Annotated in this window: 16 protein-coding genes; 6 read left to right on the plus strand and 10 right to left on the minus strand. The window is 41.6% G+C overall.

What is annotated here, in order from left to right; all coding sequences use genetic code 11:
* Positions 1–33: 33 nt before the first annotated feature.
* On the plus strand, positions 34–1,290 hold the full coding sequence (locus ABS766_RS10570) for a putative DNA modification/repair radical SAM protein (RefSeq protein WP_408085116.1): 1,257 nt from the start codon (positions 34–36) through the stop codon (positions 1,288–1,290).
* On the plus strand, positions 1,290–2,063 hold the full coding sequence (locus ABS766_RS10575) for a TIGR03915 family putative DNA repair protein (protein WP_408085117.1): 774 nt from the start codon (positions 1,290–1,292) through the stop codon (positions 2,061–2,063). The genes ABS766_RS10570 and ABS766_RS10575 overlap by 1 nt, the downstream gene beginning before the upstream one ends.
* Here the strand turns inward: ABS766_RS10575 and ABS766_RS10580 are convergent.
* Both ABS766_RS10580 and ABS766_RS10585 read right to left on the minus strand, forming a co-directional pair.
* Positions 2,060–2,953 carry a helix-turn-helix domain-containing protein gene (locus ABS766_RS10580; RefSeq protein WP_408085118.1) on the minus strand — a complete coding sequence of 298 codons (894 nt, stop codon included), beginning with the start codon at positions 2,951–2,953 and terminating at the stop codon, positions 2,060–2,062. The two genes, ABS766_RS10575 and ABS766_RS10580, sit on opposite strands and share 4 nt — an antisense overlap.
* An 11-nt stretch (positions 2,954–2,964) precedes the next feature.
* Positions 2,965–3,705: an SDR family oxidoreductase gene (locus ABS766_RS10585; protein WP_408085119.1), complete on the minus strand. Its 741-nt coding sequence runs from the start codon at positions 3,703–3,705 to the stop codon at positions 2,965–2,967.
* A gap of 168 nt (positions 3,706–3,873) precedes the next feature.
* On the opposite strand from ABS766_RS10585, the gene ABS766_RS10590 reads away from it, so the two are divergent.
* Positions 3,874–4,257 carry a DoxX family protein gene (locus tag ABS766_RS10590; RefSeq protein ID WP_408085120.1) on the plus strand — a complete coding sequence of 128 codons (384 nt, stop codon included), beginning with the start codon at positions 3,874–3,876 and terminating at the stop codon, positions 4,255–4,257.
* On the opposite strand, the gene ABS766_RS10595 is transcribed toward ABS766_RS10590, so the two are convergent.
* The 8 genes from ABS766_RS10595 to ABS766_RS10630 all read right to left on the minus strand — a co-directional run bounded on the left by ABS766_RS10595 (position 4,254) and on the right by ABS766_RS10630 (position 16,513).
* A complete protein-coding gene (locus ABS766_RS10595; protein WP_408085121.1) occupies positions 4,254–4,745 on the minus strand; it encodes a hypothetical protein in 492 nt (163 codons plus the stop codon). The genes ABS766_RS10590 and ABS766_RS10595 overlap by 4 nt on opposite strands.
* On the minus strand, positions 4,742–5,899 hold the full coding sequence (locus ABS766_RS10600) for a MalY/PatB family protein (RefSeq protein ID WP_408085122.1): 1,158 nt from the start codon (positions 5,897–5,899) through the stop codon (positions 4,742–4,744). Before ABS766_RS10600 ends, ABS766_RS10595 begins: the two co-directional genes overlap by 4 nt.
* Before the next feature lie 84 nt (positions 5,900–5,983).
* Positions 5,984–9,073 carry a glycoside hydrolase family 2 TIM barrel-domain containing protein gene (locus ABS766_RS10605; protein WP_408085123.1) on the minus strand — a complete coding sequence of 1,030 codons (3,090 nt, stop codon included), beginning with the start codon at positions 9,071–9,073 and terminating at the stop codon, positions 5,984–5,986.
* Positions 9,074–9,242: 169 nt separating this feature from the next.
* Positions 9,243–10,409: an aldose epimerase family protein gene (locus ABS766_RS10610; RefSeq protein WP_408085124.1), complete on the minus strand. Its 1,167-nt coding sequence runs from the start codon at positions 10,407–10,409 to the stop codon at positions 9,243–9,245.
* A gap of 76 nt (positions 10,410–10,485) precedes the next feature.
* A complete protein-coding gene (locus ABS766_RS10615; RefSeq protein ID WP_408085125.1) occupies positions 10,486–11,187 on the minus strand; it encodes an L-ribulose-5-phosphate 4-epimerase in 702 nt (233 codons plus the stop codon).
* Entirely contained in the window at positions 11,174–12,862 is a 1,689-nt protein-coding gene (locus tag ABS766_RS10620) for a ribulokinase (RefSeq protein ID WP_408085126.1), read from the minus strand. The genes ABS766_RS10615 and ABS766_RS10620 overlap by 14 nt, the downstream gene beginning before the upstream one ends.
* A 79-nt stretch (positions 12,863–12,941) precedes the next feature.
* A complete protein-coding gene (locus ABS766_RS10625; RefSeq protein WP_408085127.1) occupies positions 12,942–14,942 on the minus strand; it encodes an alpha-L-arabinofuranosidase C-terminal domain-containing protein in 2,001 nt (666 codons plus the stop codon).
* A gap of 14 nt (positions 14,943–14,956) precedes the next feature.
* Positions 14,957–16,513: an alpha-N-arabinofuranosidase gene (locus tag ABS766_RS10630; RefSeq protein ID WP_408085128.1), complete on the minus strand. Its 1,557-nt coding sequence runs from the start codon at positions 16,511–16,513 to the stop codon at positions 14,957–14,959.
* Between the two features lie 216 nt (positions 16,514–16,729).
* Here ABS766_RS10630 and ABS766_RS10635 point away from each other — a divergent pair, with 216 nt between their 5' ends.
* From ABS766_RS10635 to ABS766_RS10645, 3 genes are all read left to right on the plus strand, one after another.
* Positions 16,730–17,419 carry an NUDIX hydrolase gene (locus ABS766_RS10635; protein WP_408085129.1) on the plus strand — a complete coding sequence of 230 codons (690 nt, stop codon included), beginning with the start codon at positions 16,730–16,732 and terminating at the stop codon, positions 17,417–17,419.
* A 228-nt stretch (positions 17,420–17,647) separates the two neighbouring features.
* Complete coding sequence (gene araA / locus ABS766_RS10640; protein WP_408085130.1) at positions 17,648–19,138, plus strand: L-arabinose isomerase; 1,491 nt, start codon at positions 17,648–17,650, stop codon at positions 19,136–19,138.
* A gap of 36 nt (positions 19,139–19,174) precedes the next feature.
* Positions 19,175–20,881 carry a sodium:solute symporter family transporter gene (locus tag ABS766_RS10645; RefSeq protein WP_408085131.1) on the plus strand — a complete coding sequence of 569 codons (1,707 nt, stop codon included), beginning with the start codon at positions 19,175–19,177 and terminating at the stop codon, positions 20,879–20,881.
* The last annotated feature ends 136 nt before the right edge of the window (positions 20,882–21,017 follow it).

A 21,017-nucleotide genomic window follows, 5' to 3' on the forward strand; every position in this document is an offset into this window, starting at 1 on the left:
TTCTTATATTTGAATAAACAATTTGGTAAGGTGATGAATGAAAGAATTTTGCAAAAACTGGAGATACTGGCCGATGCTGCTAAATATGATGTTTCGTGTGCTTCGGGGCAAAGTAAGCGCGAAAATAAAAATAAAGGGTTGGGCAACTCAACCGGTATGGGCATTTGCCATGCCTATACCGAAGACGGCCGCTGTGTTTCACTACTAAAAATCCTCCTTACCAACTATTGTATTTTTGATTGTGCTTATTGTGTGAGCCGCAAAAGCAACGATGTGAAGCGGGCCGCTTTTACCGTTGACGAAGTGGTACAGCTTACCATTGGTTTTTACCGCCGCAATTATATTGAAGGCCTGTTTTTAAGTTCCGGTATTTTCGATAGTCCTGATTATACTATGGAACGCCTGGTACGCATAGCCAAAAAGCTTCGCCTGGAAGAGAATTTTAACGGCTATATTCACCTTAAAGCCATTCCCGGCGCCAGTGACGACCTTATTAAAGAGGCTGCCCTATATGCCGACCGTATGAGTGTTAACCTTGAAATGCCTACGGAACAAAGCCTGAAACTTCTGGCCCCCGAAAAAAACCACAGGGATGTTATTAAACCTATGGAGTATCTTAAAAATGAAATTAAAGGCCGCAAAGAAGAGCGTAAATTAATAAAAAAAACACCCCTGTTTGCTCCCGCCGGGCAAAGCACTCAAATGGTGATAGGCGCCACGCAGGAAAATGACATGCAAATACTGGGTATGGCAAATTATTTTTACAATAAAATGGAGCTAAAGCGCGTGTATTATTCCGGTTATGTACCAATAAGTACTGATAACCGCCTGCCTGCCATAGGTACACCTGTGCCAATGATACGCGAAAATCGTTTATATCAGGCCGACTGGCTAATGCGGTTTTATGGCTTTAACGTAAATGAAATTGTAGGGCATGATAACCCAAACCTCGATTTGCAAGTGGACCCTAAATTGGGGTGGGCATTGCGCAACCTGGATAAATTTCCCATAGATATTAATACGGCTGACTTAGAGGTTATTAAACGGGTGCCCGGCATTGGTGTAACCAGCGCCAAAAAAATTGTAATGGCGCGCCGTTACCGCCGCCTGCATGCCGAAGATCTGCAAAAAATGGGGATTGCTTATAAAAGGGCTTCTTATTTTTTATCGTTCAGCAACCCGTTTCAGTTGCAAAAAGACCTGACATCTATGCAGATACGGCAACAGATACTTGCTTTACAAAACAGTAAGTACAAAGCCGATTTTTCTAACCAGTTAGCTTTATTCTGATGCACCAGGTAGTATATGATGGTACGTATGAAGGCTGGCTTACCGCCGTATTTGATATTTATGAATACCGGCTACAGGATGTTATTTTTTGTATTGAAGGGCAACCCAATACACTGCTTTTTGCCGAAAGCCATAACGTTATTACTGATACCTCAAAGGCGAAACGAGTGCTAAACGGACTCAAAAAAAAGCTTTCACCTGATGGTGTAAAGGCTGTTTATTCCACTTTTATGTCAGAAATTGACAATGCAGAGTGCAAGATTTTAGAGTTTGTACGCCATGTATTCTCTAACTCAAAAAATATTGAGGGCGACCTGGCACATCCAGCCGTAAGAAAGGTAAGTGAAGCCGTTAAAATGATGCGGCGTGAAAGCCATCGCATGAAAGCTTTTATACGGTTTAAACTTACTAAAGACAACCTTTATTATTCCATTGTAGAACCCGACTGTAATGTACTGCCTTTTATTGAGGGCCATTTTAAAAGCCGTTATGCTGACCAGCGCTGGCTGATTTATGATGCTAAGCGTAAGTATGGTATTTATTATGACCTGAACGAAACTAACATTGTGCAACTACATTTCAGCAAGGATATGGTGTCTGCAAAAGCAACTACCGAGATATGTGACGAACAGGAAGAGTTTTTCCAGCACCTGTGGCGGCGCTACTTTAGCAGTGTAAATATTGCCTCGCGTAAAAATATGAAACTCCACCTGCAGCACATGCCCAAACGCTATTGGAAATACCTTACCGAAAAGCAGCCGGAAAGCCACTAATTAAAAGTTTGCCGGTAGGCTAATGGCGCCAGTGTAGTTTTTACTTTAAATAGTTTGCTGAACGATTGCGGATGTTCAAACCCCATTTGATATGCTATTTCTGCCACTGTGAGCGTAGTGGTGCTTAATAAATTTTTAGCCTGCTCAATAACTTTGTCCTGTATATATTGTTGGGTGGTTAAGCCGGTTAGTGTTCTAAGCATATCACTAAGGTAACGTTGCGATAATTTTAGTTCTTCGCTTACATAACTAACAGAAGGCAAGCCTTGTATAAGTGGCTTACCTTCATGAAAATAACTATACAACAAGGCATCAAGGGCTGCTATTATTTCATTGTTAACTGTTTTTCTGGTAATAAATTGCCGGTTGTAAAAGCGTTTGCTGTAATGTAATAGCTGCTCTACCTGAGAAACTACAATATCCTGCGTAAAACCGTCTATCGCATGGTTTAGTTCTTTCATTATACCGGTAAATAATGATGCTATAATATTTTTCTCAGCAGCAGAGAGTAACAACGCTTCCGAAACATTGTAAGAAAAGAAACCGTACTGATTAATTGCCTGCCCTAACGGATAACCACTTATAAAATCCTGGTGGAAATATAGGGCATACCCCTCCTGCCGTTCTGATGTATGGGGTGCGGTAACAATTTGCCGGGGTTTTAAAAAAGCCAAACCACCTTCCTTAAAATCATAATATCCCTGTCCGTAAGGCACCTTTCCCATAAATGTATCCCTGAAAGAGATTTTATAAAAATTAAGGCAAATCTTTTCCTCATCAAAATAACTAAAATCAATATTACTGTAGTCCACTACCGCTATTAACGGATGTGAAGGGGCATCAAGCCCCGAAAAATGCAATAACTCAGATATATTGTCAAAAACTCGCATATAAACTATGTTTAATCCTGTATTGCAGGCCGTATCACTATATCTCCTACTTCTACATCCTGGGGTTGCGAAATAGCATATATAACAGCATTAGCTATACTTTCTGGCGCTATAGCTAATTTAGCCATATTTTCTTTTACAGCTTCCCTTACCTTCACATCTTTTACAGTATCAACCAGATTGGTTTTTACATATCCGGGAGAAATCCCGGTAATGCGAATTTTACCGTCAGACTCCTGCCGGAAGGCTTCAGCAATGGTACGCACTGCATTTTTTGTACCGGCATATACGCCCTGTAAAGGTGAAATTTTTATACCCGACGTAGAAATTATATTTATTATATGCCCGTGCTGTTGCTTCTTAAAAACCGTCATCACTGCTGCAAAGCCATATAAAACTCCTTTTAAATTTACATCTATCATTTCTTCCCAGCCATCAATATCAGTTTCATCAATACGGCTTAAATGTGCTACACCGGCATTATTAATCATAACATCTATAAATCCAAACTTTTCTATGGCAAAATCTGTTAGCCTGAAAACGTCTGCTTTATTTTTTATATCTGTTACTACATAGTCCGCAATTCCGCCAAAGGCTTTAATTTCGGCAATAATAGCTTTAAGCTCATTTTCGCGGCGTGCGCTTAAAACAACTTTAGCCCCTGCTTTTGATAATGCTACGGCTATAGCTCTGCCTATGCCACTGCTTGCACCGGTAACAACAACTACTTTTCCTGAAATACTATTCTCCATCTTTAATTTTATTTTATAACGCAAATTTCGGTATAGTATAAATTTAAAAAGTAGCCGTAATGGTAAATTAAGTAGCCCAATAGGTATATATCTTAAAATAATCTTTTGTTAAACAGAAATATAGGTAGTTTTAGTTTTTTATCTTTAAGTAACCAAACCCATACAAAAATGATAATAGACCTAACAGCTTATACTGCCGCAGCGCTTTTGCTGCTGCGTATTATAATTGCCATTGTATTTTTTTCAAGCGGAAAGAGCCATGTTGCCAACCCGGTTGAGCGGGGCAAAAGCATTGGGCTGCCCCCTGCGGCTACCACTGTTTTAGGCATTGCAGAAATTGCAGGTGCTATATCTATAGCCTTTGGTGTTTTCACGCAGGTTGGTGCAGTCTTGCTTATGTGTACCATGTTGGGCGCCATGTACAAAAAAATAGTTGTCTGGAACACCGGTTTTTATGCAAAAGAAGGCTATGGCTGGCACTATGACCTGCTCCTTTTTTTAGGCTGCCTGGTACTATTTACCACTGCCGGTGGTATGTATGTTTTATATTAGTCCGTTTTATCAAACATATAAATATCTCCCATACCATCTTTGCACTCTAAAAAAAATTGCTTAGGTATACCTTTTTCAAATGAAAGCCTTGTAATAACTTTTTTATAGCAATCAGTACTTTTTGAATGAAGAAAAACCAGTTGATCGTTCTCAATCTTTTCAGGAATATCATAAACCGATCCAAGGTAATAGTTACCCAAATATTTGTTTCTATCGCTGTAAATTAAAATTCGGGTTGTAGCCCTATGTGACAAACCCCAATACCAGACAGACGTAATAATCTTGTAATTTCCTTCTGGAGAAGTTATAATTCCTATATACTTCAGATGAAATTCACTCTCATTTTTTTCCCAACTCCCAAAAACAAATAAACTATCAGCTATATTTTTTTCTAATACTATTTTACGTATATTGTATTCGTTAATCTGGCTAAAGACTGCCGAAGAATAAATGAGAAATAACAATAAAAAAAGTAATCTCAATTTCATACAAACCCAACTTTAAACCTGTTTAGTCCTTCAGCCAGTAATGCTCTTGGGCAGGCTATGTTGATACGTAAAAAACCTTCACCCGCTTCGCCGTACATAGTACCGGAGTTCACCCAAAGCTTTTGATTTTTCAGCAGATTGTCGGCAACTTTTTGCGATTGCTCCCCTACTGTACTTATATCTACCCATACCAGATAGGTAGCCTGCAATGGCAACACCTTAAACTGCGGCAGTTGTGCTGCAAAAAAATCTTTGAGGTAAACATAATTGTCCCAAAGGTATTTTTTAAGTGCCTCCAGCCAGCCTTCTCCGTTATTATAGGCCGCAATAAGTGCTTCTACCGCAAACGGACTGATTATCCAGGTTTCGTGTTCGTTTAGTTTTTCGTTGATTTTTTTACGGTAGGCCGCATTAGCACTAATAATGTTACCCACCTGTAATCCTGCCAAGTTAAAAGTTTTGCTGGGTGCCCCAAGCGTTACACTATAGTTTAAAAAATCCTCATTTATAGAAGCAAAAGGCACATGTGTAAAATCATCATAAACCAAATCGCTGTGTATCTCGTCCGATACTACAACTACATTATGTTTCAGGCAGATTTCTCCAATGCGGGTAAGTTCCTGTTGGGTCCATACCCGCCCTATGGGGTTATGTGGGTTGCACAACAGCAGCAATTTTGCTTTGGGCTGCGCTGCTTTTTGCTCAAAATCGTTGAAATCTATAGTATAATAATTATCCTGATATATAAGATTTGAGCACACCATTTCCCTGCCGGTATTTTCTACTGCATCAAAAAAATGGTTATATACAGGTGATAGTACTAAAACCTGGTCGCCAGTTTCGGTAAGTGCTTTTATAGTAGCCGAAAGCGCCGCTATTACCCCGGTTGAAGAAATGATCCAGCCTTTTTTTATAGTAAAATTATGCCGGCGGCTCCACCAGTTAATTATGGCATCATAATAGGCCTGTGGTGCATCTGTATAGCCAAAAATGCCGTGTCCAACACGTTTTTGTAACGCCTCAATAACACAGGGCGCCGTTTTAAAATCCATATCGGCTACCCACATAGGCAGCACTTCATCATTAGGAGCCAGATCCCATTTAACCGAATTACTACCACGGCGGGGTATTACCTCATCAAAATTATAGTCCATCTTATAAAGGAATCTTTTAGTGGCCCTAAGTTACATAAATATTACCCGCCGGAAAACTTTATCCCGGCGGGATAATGCTTGTTTTTATTCGTCCTGAAGGCTCAGTGTATAACTATAGGTATATGTTGGTGCGGTTAGTAAATACTGTGCATGGGGCAGCGCGCCCCAGCTGTTATCACCCCCAACACCACGTTGCGCCAGGTCTATACTAAGGTATACCTTATCTTCGGGGTGTACATCATTAGTATGGCGCTGTTGTTTTTCCTTACCGGGATCAAGGCTTTCAGCACTTACATTTAAGGCACTAAAACTTAATGGCTGCGCACCGGTTATGGTTAATGTGGTGGTGCCATTGTTGAGCTTTATCCAGCGGGCATCTGTTTTGTAACCACACTCCTGCGGGCGTATGTAAGTCCACGTAAACTGATCTGATACTTCGCCGTTATAAATACCCAAAAATGATGATGTATTGCGGTCGCTGTAATTTTCCCAGGGGCCGCGGCCATAGTACTGCAGGCTGTTATAGCTGCCCGGCAATTCCATACGCATGCCGAACCTTGGCATTTCCGGCAGGTCTTTACCTGATTTATCTATGCTTGCCGTTACATTAATAGCACCATCCGGCTTTATAAGATAACTAACCGTATACGGTACATTTACCTCATTAAGAAGATATTTTACCGTTACCGGAAGGCCTTCCCCGGTTGTTTTTCCTACCGATACATTTTGTACTGCCGGGTTTTGGTGGGCCTGTTTCCATACGCCTAGTTTTTGGGGCATACGGTTACCAAAGTCATTATCAGTTGGGGCACGCCAAAAATAAGGTGTTGGGAAAGCCGTAAGTACCTCATTTGTATCACCTGCTTTCTTATAACTGGTAAGTACCCCTTTAGCAAGGTCAAAACTACCGGTAGTGCCATTGGCTTCAAAAGTAAGTGTATTGCCTTTTTTATTATATTTTATTTTGTGTGCGTCTTTTTCAACTACCCTGTTAAAGAAATTGCCTGTACCTATTTTAAATTCCTCACGTGCCAGTTCAAATCCGGCGGGAACCAAATCGGTGGCATTTTTAGTATAGGCGTATACACTTAAATAATGCTCAGCACCATCTGCCGTATCTAATCTTACAGGGATAGCAGTTTGCTTACCAGCCGGCGTATTGGCGGTAAACTCACCTTTTTGTGCTATTTCACCATCGCGCAACAGTATCCATTTAAAATTAAAATTATCAAGGCTGGTGTAATGGTACTGGTTTTTTACCACAATAGCAGCGCCATTATACTCAAAAGCTATATCCTGGTATATTTTTTTTACTTCATATAAACCGGGATGCGGGTTACGGTTAGCATCTACCAGCCCGTTGGCACAAAAATTACCATCGTTCTGCAGGTTCTCCCCGCCCAAATCACCTCCATAGGCTAAAAATGTTATCCCATTTGCATCATGTGTAGTAATGCCCTGGTCTACCCAGTCCCAAATACAGCCACCCTGGAGTTTGGTGCTGCTGTTTATAATATCATAATACTCTTTAAAATTACCGTTGCTGTTACCCATAGCATGGCTGTATTCGCACATTATAAAAGGCCTTGGTTTATCACTGGCAGCATAGTCTTTCATATATTCCATACCGGGATACATAGGGGCTACAATATCAGTATTTACATCCTGCCCGGCCTGCTCAAACATTACAGGGCGCAGCGGCTGGTTTTCTTTCAGCCAGTTGTAAGCATCATGAAACACTGGGCCGTTACCACACTCATTGCCCATACTCCATATAATTATACTAGGGTGATTTTTATCTATAGCTACCATACGCTTAATACGGTCTAAATGAGCGGGTGCCCATTCCGGCAAATAGGCCGGATGCTTGCTTTTATCAAAAGGTCCCTGCAAATCGGCACCCATACCATGCGATTCTATATTGGCCTCATCAACAACAAAAAAACCATACCGGTCGCACAGGTCATAAAAATACGGATCGTGCGGGTAGTGGCTCATGCGTATGGTATTGATATTATTTTGTTTCATAAGCGCCAGGTCTTTAACCATAAGTTCACGGTTGGGTACATGCCCGTTTACAGGGTCATGCTCATGTATATTTACACCATTTACCAGCACCGGTTTACCATTAACCAAAAGCTGTGCCTCCTTAATTTCTACAGTACGGAAACCCGTATAGCCTGAAATAGCATATTTTTCATTTTTTCCTGAATCCCATAATAGTGTATATTGGTATAAATTCGGAGTTTCAGCACTCCATAATGCCGCATTTTTGACTACCGTTTCAAAACTTACTGTAGTAGCCTCCGGTGAAACTTCACGGCTTTTTGAAAAAACCTCTTTACCAGAAGGATCTTTAAGGACTACAGTAACGGTAGATGCGGGTGGTATTTTAAGGTATTTTTTAAAATCTACTGCAACATAAAATAACCCGTTACGGTATTGGCTGTCAAGGCCCGATGTTATGGCATAATCCCAAATGGTTACCGCAGGCATAGCCTGTAGCCATACATCACGCTCTATACCGCTAAGCCGCCAAAAATCCTGGTCTTCCAGGTAGCTGCCATCGTGCCAGCGGAATACCTGTACAGCTAACAGGTTCTCCCCTTTTTGCAGATAATTGGTAACATCAAACTCCGCCGGGGTTTTGCTGGCTTTGGTCATTCCTACTTCTTTTCCGTTAAGATAAACACGCGCATAACCGCTAATTGACCCAAAATGCAGTACTACTTCTTTACCATCCCAGTTTTGGGGCACGGTAAATGTTTTACGGTAACTGCCCACCGGGTTATAAGCACCATCTATATAAGGAGCATTTTTAGGGAACGGATACGCTACATTGGTATAAATAGGTATATCATACCCCTGCATTTCCCAATTTGATGGTACGGGAATGTTTTTCCAGCTGCTGTCATTAAAATTTTCAGCATAAAAATCTAACGGCCTTTGTACCGGATTTTTTACAACATTAAATTTCCACTCCCCGTTAAGGGTTTTATAAAGTGGTGAAGCATCTGGGTTGCCTTTCTCGGCAGCTTCCTGCGTGTTATAAATTATAAATTCGGCATGTCCGCCAAGTTTATTACGGTCCAGCACAGCGGGGTTTTCCCATTCGTTTTGCTGGGCCATTGCAGATAGCGCTATCAATAAAAACAGATAGATATATTTATACATAAGCAAAGTTTCTTAATCGTTATAGTAAAAACCGGGTTGTTTGCAACTTAAATAATTTTATATAACCCCCACCATTTATATAAAGTATAAAACCAGCCCCTTAGCGGAGCCGGCTTTATCAGCAATAAGTAACCCAAACTTATTAACCAAACTTGTATTATACCTTAACTTATTTAACCGAAAATTTGTAAATAGTTGTGGTTGTATATTTTTCGCCGGGATTTAAGGTTGTTGAAGGAAATGCAGGCTGGTTTGGCGCATCCGGATAATGTTGTGTTTCCAGGCACAGACCACTGTTTTTATCATACTTGCCACCACCTTTGCTATCTAAACTGCCATCAAGAAAGTTACCGCTGTAAAACTGTATGGCAGGCTGGTCTGTATATACCTGCATATAACGGCCCGATGCCTTATGGTACAGGTTTGCTACTTCTTTCAGGTTGTTACTACTATCAGTAATTATCCAGCAATGGTCATACCCTCCGGCTATTTTTAATTGCTTGTTATCGGCATTAATATCTTTACCAACCTCTTTAGGCGATGTAAAATCAAATGGCGTACCCGCAACCGGTTTTAGCTCGCCTGTAGGGATTAATGTGGCGTTTACAGGTAAAAATTTATCTGCTTTTATTTCTAAAACGTGGTCCAGTATGCTTTTAAAATTACCCGAAAGGTTAAAGTAACTGTGCTGTGTAAGGTTTACTACCGTTTTTTTATCAGTTTCGGCTTCATAATCTATCTTAAGCTCATTATCATTAGTAAGGGTATAGGTAACCACAACTTTAAGGTCGCCGGGGTAGCCTTCTTCACCATCTTTTGCCGTGTAGCTTAATTTAAGTGCCGGGGCATCTCCCTCAACGGGTTCTGCCGTCCATATGTTTTTGTCAAAACCTTTACCACCGTGCAGTGAGTTTGGCCCGTCATTTACGGTGAGCTGGTAGTCTTTTCCGTCTAAACTAAATTTTCCATTGGCAATGCGGTTACCATACCGCCCAATAATAGCCCCGAAAAATGTAGGGTTATCTGTTAAATAATGGTCTGGTGAAGTGTAGCCCAATACCACATCTTCAAACTTACCATCTTTATCGGGTGCAGTAAGCGATATAATATCCCCGCCCATGGTTATTACTTCCATCTTCATGCCGTTGGCATTGGTAAGGGTATATTTATCAATGCTAATCCCGTCTTCGGTAGTGGCGTAGTTAGCTTTTTCTATACTACTTTTTGAAGCCGTTTCCACCTGGCCTGTTGCGGGTTCATCTTTTTTTTCCTCCTTACAGCTAAACATCAGTCCGGAAACCAATAAAGCGCAAAGGGCGATTTTTACATTTTTCATAAATTAAGTTTGGTTTGATTATAGTCTATTTTACAGCGGGTTTTAAACCACCCGCAATATTGCAAAATACAGTGTGTTATGACTGGCCATAATAGGCATCTTTACCATGTTTACGGTCATAATGTTTTTGTATGAGCGAATCTTTCATGCGCGGCGCATCAGGATTAATCTGTAATGTGATGTAAGCCATCTCTGCCACTGCCTCTAAAACTTTACTGTTATATACTGCTTTTGCAGCTGTCTTGCCCCAGGTAAAGGGCCCGTGGTTGCCCAGCAACACCATTTCTACCTCTTCATAATTAAGCCCTTTGTCTTTAAAACAATCCAGTATCTGTATTCCGGTGTTGTGTTCATAATTTCCTTTAATAAGTTCATCTGCCATTGGGGGTGCACAGGGTATATCAGCCGTAAGGTGGTCTGCATGCGTAGTGCCAAAAATAGGTATATCCCGCTGTGATTGCGCCCAGGCTACCGAATAGGTAGCATGGGTATGCGATATACCCCCTATTTTTTCCCAATGCTTATACAGATAGGCATGTGTTTTAGTGTCAGAAGACGGACGCATAGTACCTTCTATAATGTTATTGTCATAATCCAGTATTACAATGTCTTCAGGCTTTAAAATATCATACGGCACGCCGCTTGGCTTTATGGCAAACACACCCTTGGCACGGTCTACCGCGCTCACATTGCCAAACGTATAAATAACCAGTTTTAAAGCATCCAACTGCATGTTGGCCTCATAACATTCTTCTTTAAGGTCTTTATATAAGCTCATAGTTCTTTTTTGTTATGGTATCTTCAACAAAGGTGCCCAGCTGGCGGTATGCCTGCATCAGTTCACCATATTTCTCTACTTTATCGGCCTGTGGAAAATACTCTGCCTCAAAATCAGATCCCATTTTTTTACTGGCATCTATAACATTGCCATACACCCCAGAAGCCACAGCAGCATAAATGGCTGCGCCGAGTGCCGGAGCCTGGTCGCTTTCAGCAACTTTTATAGGCATATTAAGCACATTGGCAAGGGTTTGCATAATAAAAGGCGACTTGCGGGCCACGCCCCCAATACCTATTACTGCATTTATTTTTACGCCTTCTTCTTCAAAACGGTCTACAATAAGTTTAGACCCGAAACAAATGGCATGTACCAGTGCTTTAAAAATATGCGGCGCTTTAGTACCTAATGAAAGCCCCGTCATGGCTGCTTTAAGCTCCTGGTTGGCATCAGGTGTGCGGCGTCCGTTAACCCAGTCTAATGCCATAGGTACGGCTTCGCTAAGCGGAATACCCTCTGCCTGTTTGGTTAGCGTACGTATAAAATTAGCTTCTACCTCATCGGCAAGCTTTTGTTTCTGTTCATCGGTTAATACCGATGATGTCATTACCAAATTATCAATGGGCCATGACAGGACATTTTTAAACCATGCCAGCACATCGCCAAAGGCGCTTTGCCCGGCCTCCAGCCCGATAAGCCCCGGTATAACTGAGCCATTTACCTGGCCGCAGATGCCTTTTACGGTTTTGGTGCCTATAACCTCATCGGGAGAAATCATAATATCGCAGGTAGAAGTACCCATAATGCGTACCAGTACATTTTCATCTACCTTGGCGCCAACGGCTCCTGCATGTGCATCAAAAGTACCCACAGCTATCACCGTTTTTGTAGAAAGCCCTAACTTTTGTGCCCACTCGGCATTCAGGTTTCCGGCAACTACATCACTCGTATAGGTTTCATCATATAAATTGTTTCGCAATTTTGCCAGATATGGATGAAGCTGTATTAAAAACTCTTCCGGTGGCAAACCGCTCCAGCTTTCGTGCCACATAGCTTTATGCCCTGCTGCGCAACGGCTGCGTTTAAAGGTTTTCAGGTCTTTTTGGTCAGCCAGTATATAGGTCATAAGGTCGCAATGTTCCATCCATGTATAGGCGGCATCTTTCACAGCAGCATCTTCACGCACTATGTGTAAAATTTTTGCCCAAAACCATTCAGACGAATAAATCCCTCCTTCAAATTTCGTGAAATTTTCACCGCCCCAGGTAGCAGCCAGGTTATTAATTTCGCCTGCCTCTTTTATGGCGGTATGGTCTTTCCAGAGCACCATCATGGCATTAGGATTTTCTTCAAAACCCGGCACTAAAGCCAGTGGTGTGCCGTCCTGCGCTACAGGAACTGGTGACGAACCTGTGGTATCTATACAAATTCCCATAACAGATTCCGGATTTACCTCGCTGATTTGCACTACCGATTTTATAGTTTTTTCCAATCCCTCAATATGGTCTAAAGGGTGCTGGCGAAAACGGTTAGCCTGCGGATTGGAGTACATGCCTTTTTTCCAGCGTTGGTACAGGTGCACTTCAGAGGCCAGCTCTGCACCATTTTCTGTATCAATAAGTACCGCCCTTACCGAATCGGTACCATAATCAAGTCCTATAACATATTTTTTCATCGTTTCCTGCTTTGTATATTTTTATTGTTACAAATATACTATTCTGATTTAATAAATGTAATAATTACACTTGTTGTTTTTATGAAATTTTAATGCGTATCACAGCAAATGAATAAGCAGGTATCTGTGCCTCGAAACTGCTTTTTTTAGTGCTGATAGTGCTTTGTTGCGGCTTTATGTTTGGTTCATCAAAACCATTTACTTCATTTAGGCTATCGCCCCTTAACAATTTCATGGTACCTGTGCGTGCCAGTTTGCCGCCTTTTACTTTTATATCTGCCTTTTCAGCCGTGCCTGCGGTATTAACAATCTTCACCACTACTTCGTTGGTAGTTTTATCTACCACCGCACTGGAAAATATGCCATCCTGGCCCGTAACAGGCTTATTGCCTGTAGTAATTGTTACCAGGTTGGTACCTGCGTTGTTGCCATACAGCTGCTGTACATAATAATTGGGCGTGGCATAGCTTTGCTGGTTATTAAACCATATAAGGTCAGGAGTCCACTGCCAACCGTCGGCGTGGGCAAAAAGTGGGGCATAACTCGTCATGTAAACCACATCTGCATTGCGCTCAAGGCCGGTCATAAAAGCGGCTTCGGCAAGGGCACAGTCCCAGTTGTTTTTATTATCCGGGTTAGCTATTCCTACACTTTGCGCGGCATATTCTCCGGCAAAAACTTTAGGCCCCTTACGGTCATATCCATCATAACGTGTGGCGTGCTCCTTAAACCATTTCGGGCTATTATAGTAATGCTCATCTACCAGGTCGGCTTTTAATTGCTTTAACTGTTGCCAGCCGTAATCAAAATATTCACCATCCGGAAACGGCCCGCTGCCCGATACAATTTTAATATCAGGATATGTGGTGCGAATGGCTTTATCAAATGCTTTGTAACGCTCAATATAATCAGGGCCCCATTGCTCATTACCTACACCTATAAATTTAAGGTTAAAAGGCTGCGGATGCCCCATATCACTGCGCAGTTTGCCCCATGTGGTGGCAGTACTGCCGTTGGCAAACTCAATAAGGTCTAACGCATCCTGTATATATGGGTTAAGCGCTTCCATGGGTACCAGTTCCCCCGTATTAAACTGGCAGGCAATACCGCAGCTAAGTATAGGCAGCGGTGTTGCGCCAAGATCTTCGGCCAGCTGAAAATACTCATAAAAGCCCAGCCCGAACGACTGAAAATAATCGGGTGTCTGCTTGTGTTCAAATTCAGTATTCCAACGGTTTATAAGGGTTTCGCGGTCTTCCACATCACCCACTGTTTTTTTCCACTGGTAGCGTTTTTCCAGCGTACGGCCTTCTACAATACAACCACCGGGAAAACGCAAAAAGCCGGGGTTCAGGTCATATAGTTTTTGTACTAAATCTTTACGCAGCCCATTCTTCCGGCCTTTCCAGGTATCTTCAGGAAATAGCGAAACCATATCCATAGCAATAACCCCGGTACCGGTAAAGGTTATTTTAAGCCTGGCTTTTTCAACAGTCTTATTTGCCTTTATCTGTGCGTTATAGGCCGCCCAATCTTTACCCGATAGGCGTATTTGGGCGCTGCCAACTCCATTGCCTCCCTCATCAATAAACTCAAAAGTAACAGTGCTTATGCTTCCGCTTTGCAGGGCTGCCATTACAGAAAGGTTATACGTTTCTCCGGCCTTAACTCCCATACCCCTATAGCCCTCGTTAATCAGGCTGTAGCCTTTATCATCATTAACCTCAACACGTGCATAATTTTTATTTCCTGTCAGCTTATCCTGTACTATACTGGCATAGCCGCTTTTATTATTAAATGAATGGCGGTCACTATTAGGCTGGCTCCACCCCATAAGCGGGTCGTCAAATTCAAAAGAGCGGTTTTTTACCATTTCGGCATACAGCCCACCATCGGCGCCAAAGTTGATATCCTCAAAAAAAATACCGTACATGGTAGGCTGTATCTCAATACCGGTATCTTTAAGGTTGAGTTCATACATATGGGCATCAGGGGCTTGCTGTGCTGCGCAAAAAGCACAGCACAAACTAAAACCTACTGTTATATAACCTGCTAATATGTTTTTAAATAAAAATATCATGCGGAATGTGCCGGTTAGTTCCCTTCAAGCACCACTACCGAGAAAGGAGGCAGGGTAACGGTAAGTACACCTTTTTTAAATTTAAAGTCTTTAAACTCTTTTGGAGTAATGGCCTCCGGTTTTTCAAACGTATTATGGTCTTGTAGTTTACCACTGCTTATTATTTTTGCAGTAAAGTTTTTTATATCTATCCCGTCAAGGTTTATTTGGGTAGTAACGCTTTGGCTGGTATGTATGTTAACCAGTGATACATGGGTTTTTCCTTCTTTTTGCGAAGCCGATACCGATACCGCAGGCAGTGCCTTATCACCAAACTTATACTCTGGCGATGAAACTTTAACCGGCAGCATTTTGGCATCCTGGTGTACTTTATACAATTTCATTACATGGTACGTAGGTGTAAGCAGCATTTTATCTCCTTTGGTAAGTATTACAGCCTGCAGCACGTTTATGGTCTGGGCAAGGTTTGCCATACGCACACGGTCACTGTGGTTGTTAAAAATATTAAGGGTACACCCGGCTATCATGGCATCGCGCATGGTATTTTGCTGGTATAAAAACCCGGGGTTGGTACCTTCTTCAACATCATACCATCCCCCCCACTCGTCTACAATAAGGGCTGTTTTTTTCTCAGGGTCATATTTATCCATTACTTCACTGTGCTTACGCACCAGTTCGTCCATAAAAAGTGCTGCTTTCATAGAACTGAAATACTGCTCTTCGCTAAACTTTGTAGCAGATCCTTTATTGCTCCAGTCTATTACCGAATAAGAGTGCAGCGCTACGCCCTCTAACATATGTTTAGGTATGTCGCGCATCATTACTTCTGTCCAGTGATAATCTCCGGCATTAGCTCCTGAGGCTATACGGAATAAATCTCCTGAGTTAGACCAGTCTGCCATAAAGGTTACATAACGCTTATAGATGTTTACATAATATTCGGCAGTCATGTTACCGCCGCATCCCCACATTTCGTTACCAATACCCCAGTATTTAACACCCCAGGGCTTATCGCGGTTATTCTTTTTTCTAAGGTCGCTCATAGGGCTTTTACCGCTGTGGTTTACATATTGTACCCAGTCTGTAAACTCTTCTATAGTACCGCTGCCCACATTGGCAGCAAGGTAAGGCTCAGTGCCCAGTGTTTCACACAGGTCTAAAAAGTCGTGGGTACCAAAGCTGTTATCCTCGGTAACGCCACCCCACCATTGGTTTACAATTTCGGGGCGTTCATCCTTAGGGCCAATACCATCTTTCCAGTGATACGTATCGGCAAAGCAGCCACCCGGCCAGCGCAGGTTAGGTATGCCAAGATCTTTAAGGGCAGCAATAATATCGTTACGCACCCCATTGGTGTTAGGTATTTTACTATCTGGCCCTACATAAAAGCCATCATATATACAACGGCCCAGGTGCTCTGCAAAATGGCCATAAATATTTTTGTTTATTACGGGTGCATCTTTGTTATAACCAATAGTTATTTCAGATTTTAACTGTGCCTGTACTGTGAGTGAAAAACCAAAAACAGCTACAAGAAACAGCTTGGATAGTTTTGTAATATTTGTATTCATTAGTATTGAATTAGTTAATAAATGTATATTTAACACTTTTCAAATTTAAATAAACATTTTTGAAATAAGCAAAAAAAATTTTCAAAATCTCAAAATTTTATAGAATGGTTGTTATTTTCACAAAACTAAAACGTTATACCGTTCAATATAATTCACTAAGCCATATTTGTTAAAAACTCGTATATTCGTGCGGTTACAGGCAAATTATCTCAGTATATGTTTATAGAAAGTTATAACCAACAGGAAAAAGTACTACTTGCAGTAGACTGCATTATATTTGGGTTTGATAAAGAGAACCTCAAAATTTTGCTTGTTAAACGGGATATTGAACCTGAAAAGGGCAAGTGGTCTTTAATGGGCGGGTTTCTTAATGCCGGTGAAAACCTGGACGATGCCGCCACAAGGGTATTGCACCGCCTTACCGGGCTCAGCAATGTGTATATGGAACAGTTGCGTGCCTATAGCGCGCCAGACCGCGACCCTGTTGCGCGTACGGTATCTGTATCATACTATGCGCTCATCAACATTTCTGAGCATACCGAAATCAATGAAGATTTTTCAGCCAAATGGTTTGACATTAAAAAATTTCCGGACCTTATATTTGACCACAACACTATGGTGGCAAATGCCATGAGCCGCCTGCGGTACAGGGCTTCTACAAAGCCAATTGGGTTTGAATTGCTGCCCGAAAAATTTACCATGAAACAATTACAGACCCTTTATGAGGTTATTTTAGGCGAAACCCTTGATAAACGAAATTTTATCAATAAGATAAATGCGCTCGATATTTTACTTAAAACCGATGAAAAGGATATGAAATCTTCCAGAAAGGGTTCTTTCCTCTACATGTTTGATGAAGAAAAATATAAAGTAAAAGTATCAGACGGCTTTACATTTAAGCTTTAATTTCAAGCTTTCCATTTTTAGATTTCCCAAAAACAGGTTCTGGTTCACAAATAGTTAGTTTTGGTGTGTAAAATTGTAAAAAACACATTTTTTTATTCAAACACTTGCGTATGTGAAAATATTAGTGTTATTTCGACACTTATATTTTATAACTTTTTTAACATTTATAATATACGTAGTATTAGTGAATAGCAACACAAAATGCTATAGATAAATAAAATACATTTTATGACATCCTTAAAGACTTTTGAAGTATGGTTTGTAACCGGAAGCCAGCATTTATATGGCGAAGAAACACTAAAACTTGTAGCAGAACATGCCAGCGAAATTGCGAAAGGGCTGGATGCTGAAGGTAAAATACCTGTACGGGTGGTGTGCAAGCCAACAGTAAAAACTACCGACGAAATATATGAAACGCTTGTAGCTGCCAATACTGCCGAAAATGTAATAGGCATTATTACCTGGATGCATACCTTTTCTCCTGCAAAAATGTGGATAAGGGGCCTTGCAGCATTAAAAAAACCTTTACTGCACCTGCATACCCAATACAACCGCGATATACCGTGGAGTTCTATTGACATGGATTTTATGAACCTAAACCAGAGTGCACACGGCGACCGTGAGTTTGGTTTTATAGTATCGCGCCTGCGCCGCAACCGCAAGGTGGTTGCGGGCCACTGGCAAGACCCGGAGTTACTGGCACAAATTGGCAACTGGACACGTGCCGCTGCCGGATGGTATGACTGGCAGGGAGCAAAATTTGCCCGTTTTGGAGATAACATGCGCTATGTAGCAGTAACCGACGGCGATAAGGTTGAAGCCGAATTACAATTTGGTTTTTCTGTAAACACATATGGTATAGGCGATTTGGTAGCCGTTATTAATGACGTTTCCGCAAACGATATAGAAAATCTTATAGAAGAATATAAAAAACAATATACTATTGCTGATGACCTTTTGCCCGGTGGCGAACGTTACAGTTCGGTATATGAGGCTGCAAAAATTGAAATTGCACTGCGTAAATTTTTAACAGACGGCGGCTTTAAAGGCTTTAGCGATACGTTTGAAGACCTTCATGGTATGGTGCAACTTCCCGGCCTTGCCGTACAAAGGCTTTTGGCCGATGGTTTTGGCTTTGCCGGCGAGGGCGACTGGAAAACTGCCGCACTGGTGCGCGCCTTTAAAGTAATGGGCAGCGGCCTTGAGGGGGGTAATGGTTTTATGGAAGACTACACCTATCATTTTGACCCGAATAATGAGATGGTACTGGGCTCTCACATGCTGGAAATTGATGCCTCGTTAGCAGCAACCAAACCAAGCCTTGAGGTTCACCCTCTTGGTATAGGCGGCAAGGCAGACCCTGCCCGCCTTGTATTTAACGTTGCCGGAGGCGATGCCCTTAATGCCTCTATTATAGATGTTGGCAACCGTTTCCGCATGATTGTAAATGAAGTTGAAGCAGTAGAAGTAGAAAACGACCTGCCTAAACTACCTGTTGCACGTGTATTATGGAAACCATTGCCGGATATGAAAACCGGTTGCGCCGCATGGATATATGCAGGTGGTGCCCACCACACCGCTTATAGCCAGAACCTTTCTGCCGAAACCATTCAGGATTTTGCCGAAATGGCCGGTATAGAGTTTATCCGTATTGGTAAAGGAACCAGTATTGACAGTATAAAAAATGAGCTGCGCTGGAATGACGTGGCTTTTAAATAATTATTTTATTAACCAAACCTTAAACAAACATACTTTATGGGCAAGTTTGATACCATTGACTATGTAATCTTTATTATATATTTCTTTCTGGTTGCCGGTTACGGATATTGGGTATACCGCAACAAAAAAAGCAAAGAGGATAATGTGTCTGACTCTAAAGACTTTTTCCTTGCAGAGGGTTCACTAACCTGGTGGGCTATTGGTGCCTCGCTTATTGCCTCTAATATTTCTGCCGAGCAGTTTATAGGTATGAGTGGTAATGGCTTTGTAGTGGGTGTGGCTGTAGCCGCCTATGAGTGGATTGCTGCCATAGCCCTGATAATTGTGGCTGTATGGTTTATTCCTGTTTATCTAAAAAACAGGATATTTACAATGCCCCAGTTTTTAGAGACACGGTATAATAAAACTACCAGCCTTATTATGGCCATATTCTGGCTGTTTTTGTACATTTTTGTAAACCTTACCTCCATATTATACCTTGGTGCCATTGCCATTGCAAATATGGCCGGGCCGGAGTACTTTCACATTATTGTAATTGCCATGGCTGTGTTCTCGCTGGTTATTACTCTGGGTGGTATGAAGGTAATTGGCTTTACCGATGTGATACAGGTAGTAGTATTGGTAATTGGTGGCCTTGCCACTACCTACATAGCATTAACCCTGGTAAGCGATCATTTCGGTTTGGGTAAAGATGTTATGGCTGGTTTTAACCAAATGCTGGAAACCGCACCAGACCACTTTAAGCTGATGCTGGAAAAACCGGGGCCAAATGCCTCTCAGGAAGATGTAAACAAATATCTTATGTTACCGGGTATTGCCATGTATTTTGCAGGGCAATGGATTGTAAACCTTAATTATTGGGGTTGTAACCAGTACATAACCCAACGTGCACTGGGTGCCGACCTTAAAACGGCACGTACCGGTATTTTGTTTGCCGGTTTTATGAAGCTTGCCATGCCTGTTATAGTAATGTTACCGGGTATTGCCGCTTATGTACTGTATACTAATGGTGCTTTGCAAAATGAAATGGCTCCGGGCGGCGATTTTAATGCCGATAATGCATACTCTGCCATTCTTGGGTTTTTACCAACAGGCTTAAAAGGGCTTTCGGTTGCAGCGTTAACAGCCGCTATTGTAGCCTCGCTTGCGGGTAAAGCAAATAGTATTTCTACCATATTTACTTTAGATATCTATAAAAGGTACATTAATAAAGATGCTTCTGAAAAGAAAATGGTTATTACCGGGCGTCTTGCTATTTTAGCCGCTATTGTGTTCTCAGTTGCCTTAACCTGGAATGATGCGCTTGATATTGGTGGTGCCGGTGGTTTTACCTTTATACAAAAATATACAGGCTTTTTTAGCCCGGGTGTATTTGCCATGTTCCTTTTAGGTATGTTCTGGAAGCGTACTACAGGGGCAGCAGCAGTTGCAGGGGTTATAACAGGATTTGCTCTTTCGGTTTTCTTTAATGAATATGCCGCAGCGGTATTTGGACACGAAACCCTGCTTTGGACAGCCTATCTTAACAATGACGGCGTTTATGAAATACCGTTCCTTATCTGTATGGGCTGGGCATTCTTCTTTACTGTAGTGCTTATGGTAGGTATGAGCCTTTTGGGTCCAAAAATAAACCCGAAATCTTTTACACTGGATACCAAAATGTTCCGTGTTGAGCCTTCTACCCTGGCGCTTATTGTAGTAACAATACTTTGTTTTACTGCGTTATACATCAGGTTTTGGTAATACCACAATTAAAAACAGCTTAATAAATATAAGTTTCATCTATAGTAATCACTAAGATGATAAAAATAAAGGGGCTGTCTCAAAAGGGACAGCTCCTTTTTTTTATAATCAATTCTGATTTCTCTTTATTTACTGA

It is taken from the genome of Flavobacterium rhizosphaerae, assembly GCF_046000445.1.
GTDB lineage: Bacteria > Bacteroidota > Bacteroidia > Flavobacteriales > Flavobacteriaceae > Flavobacterium > Flavobacterium rhizosphaerae.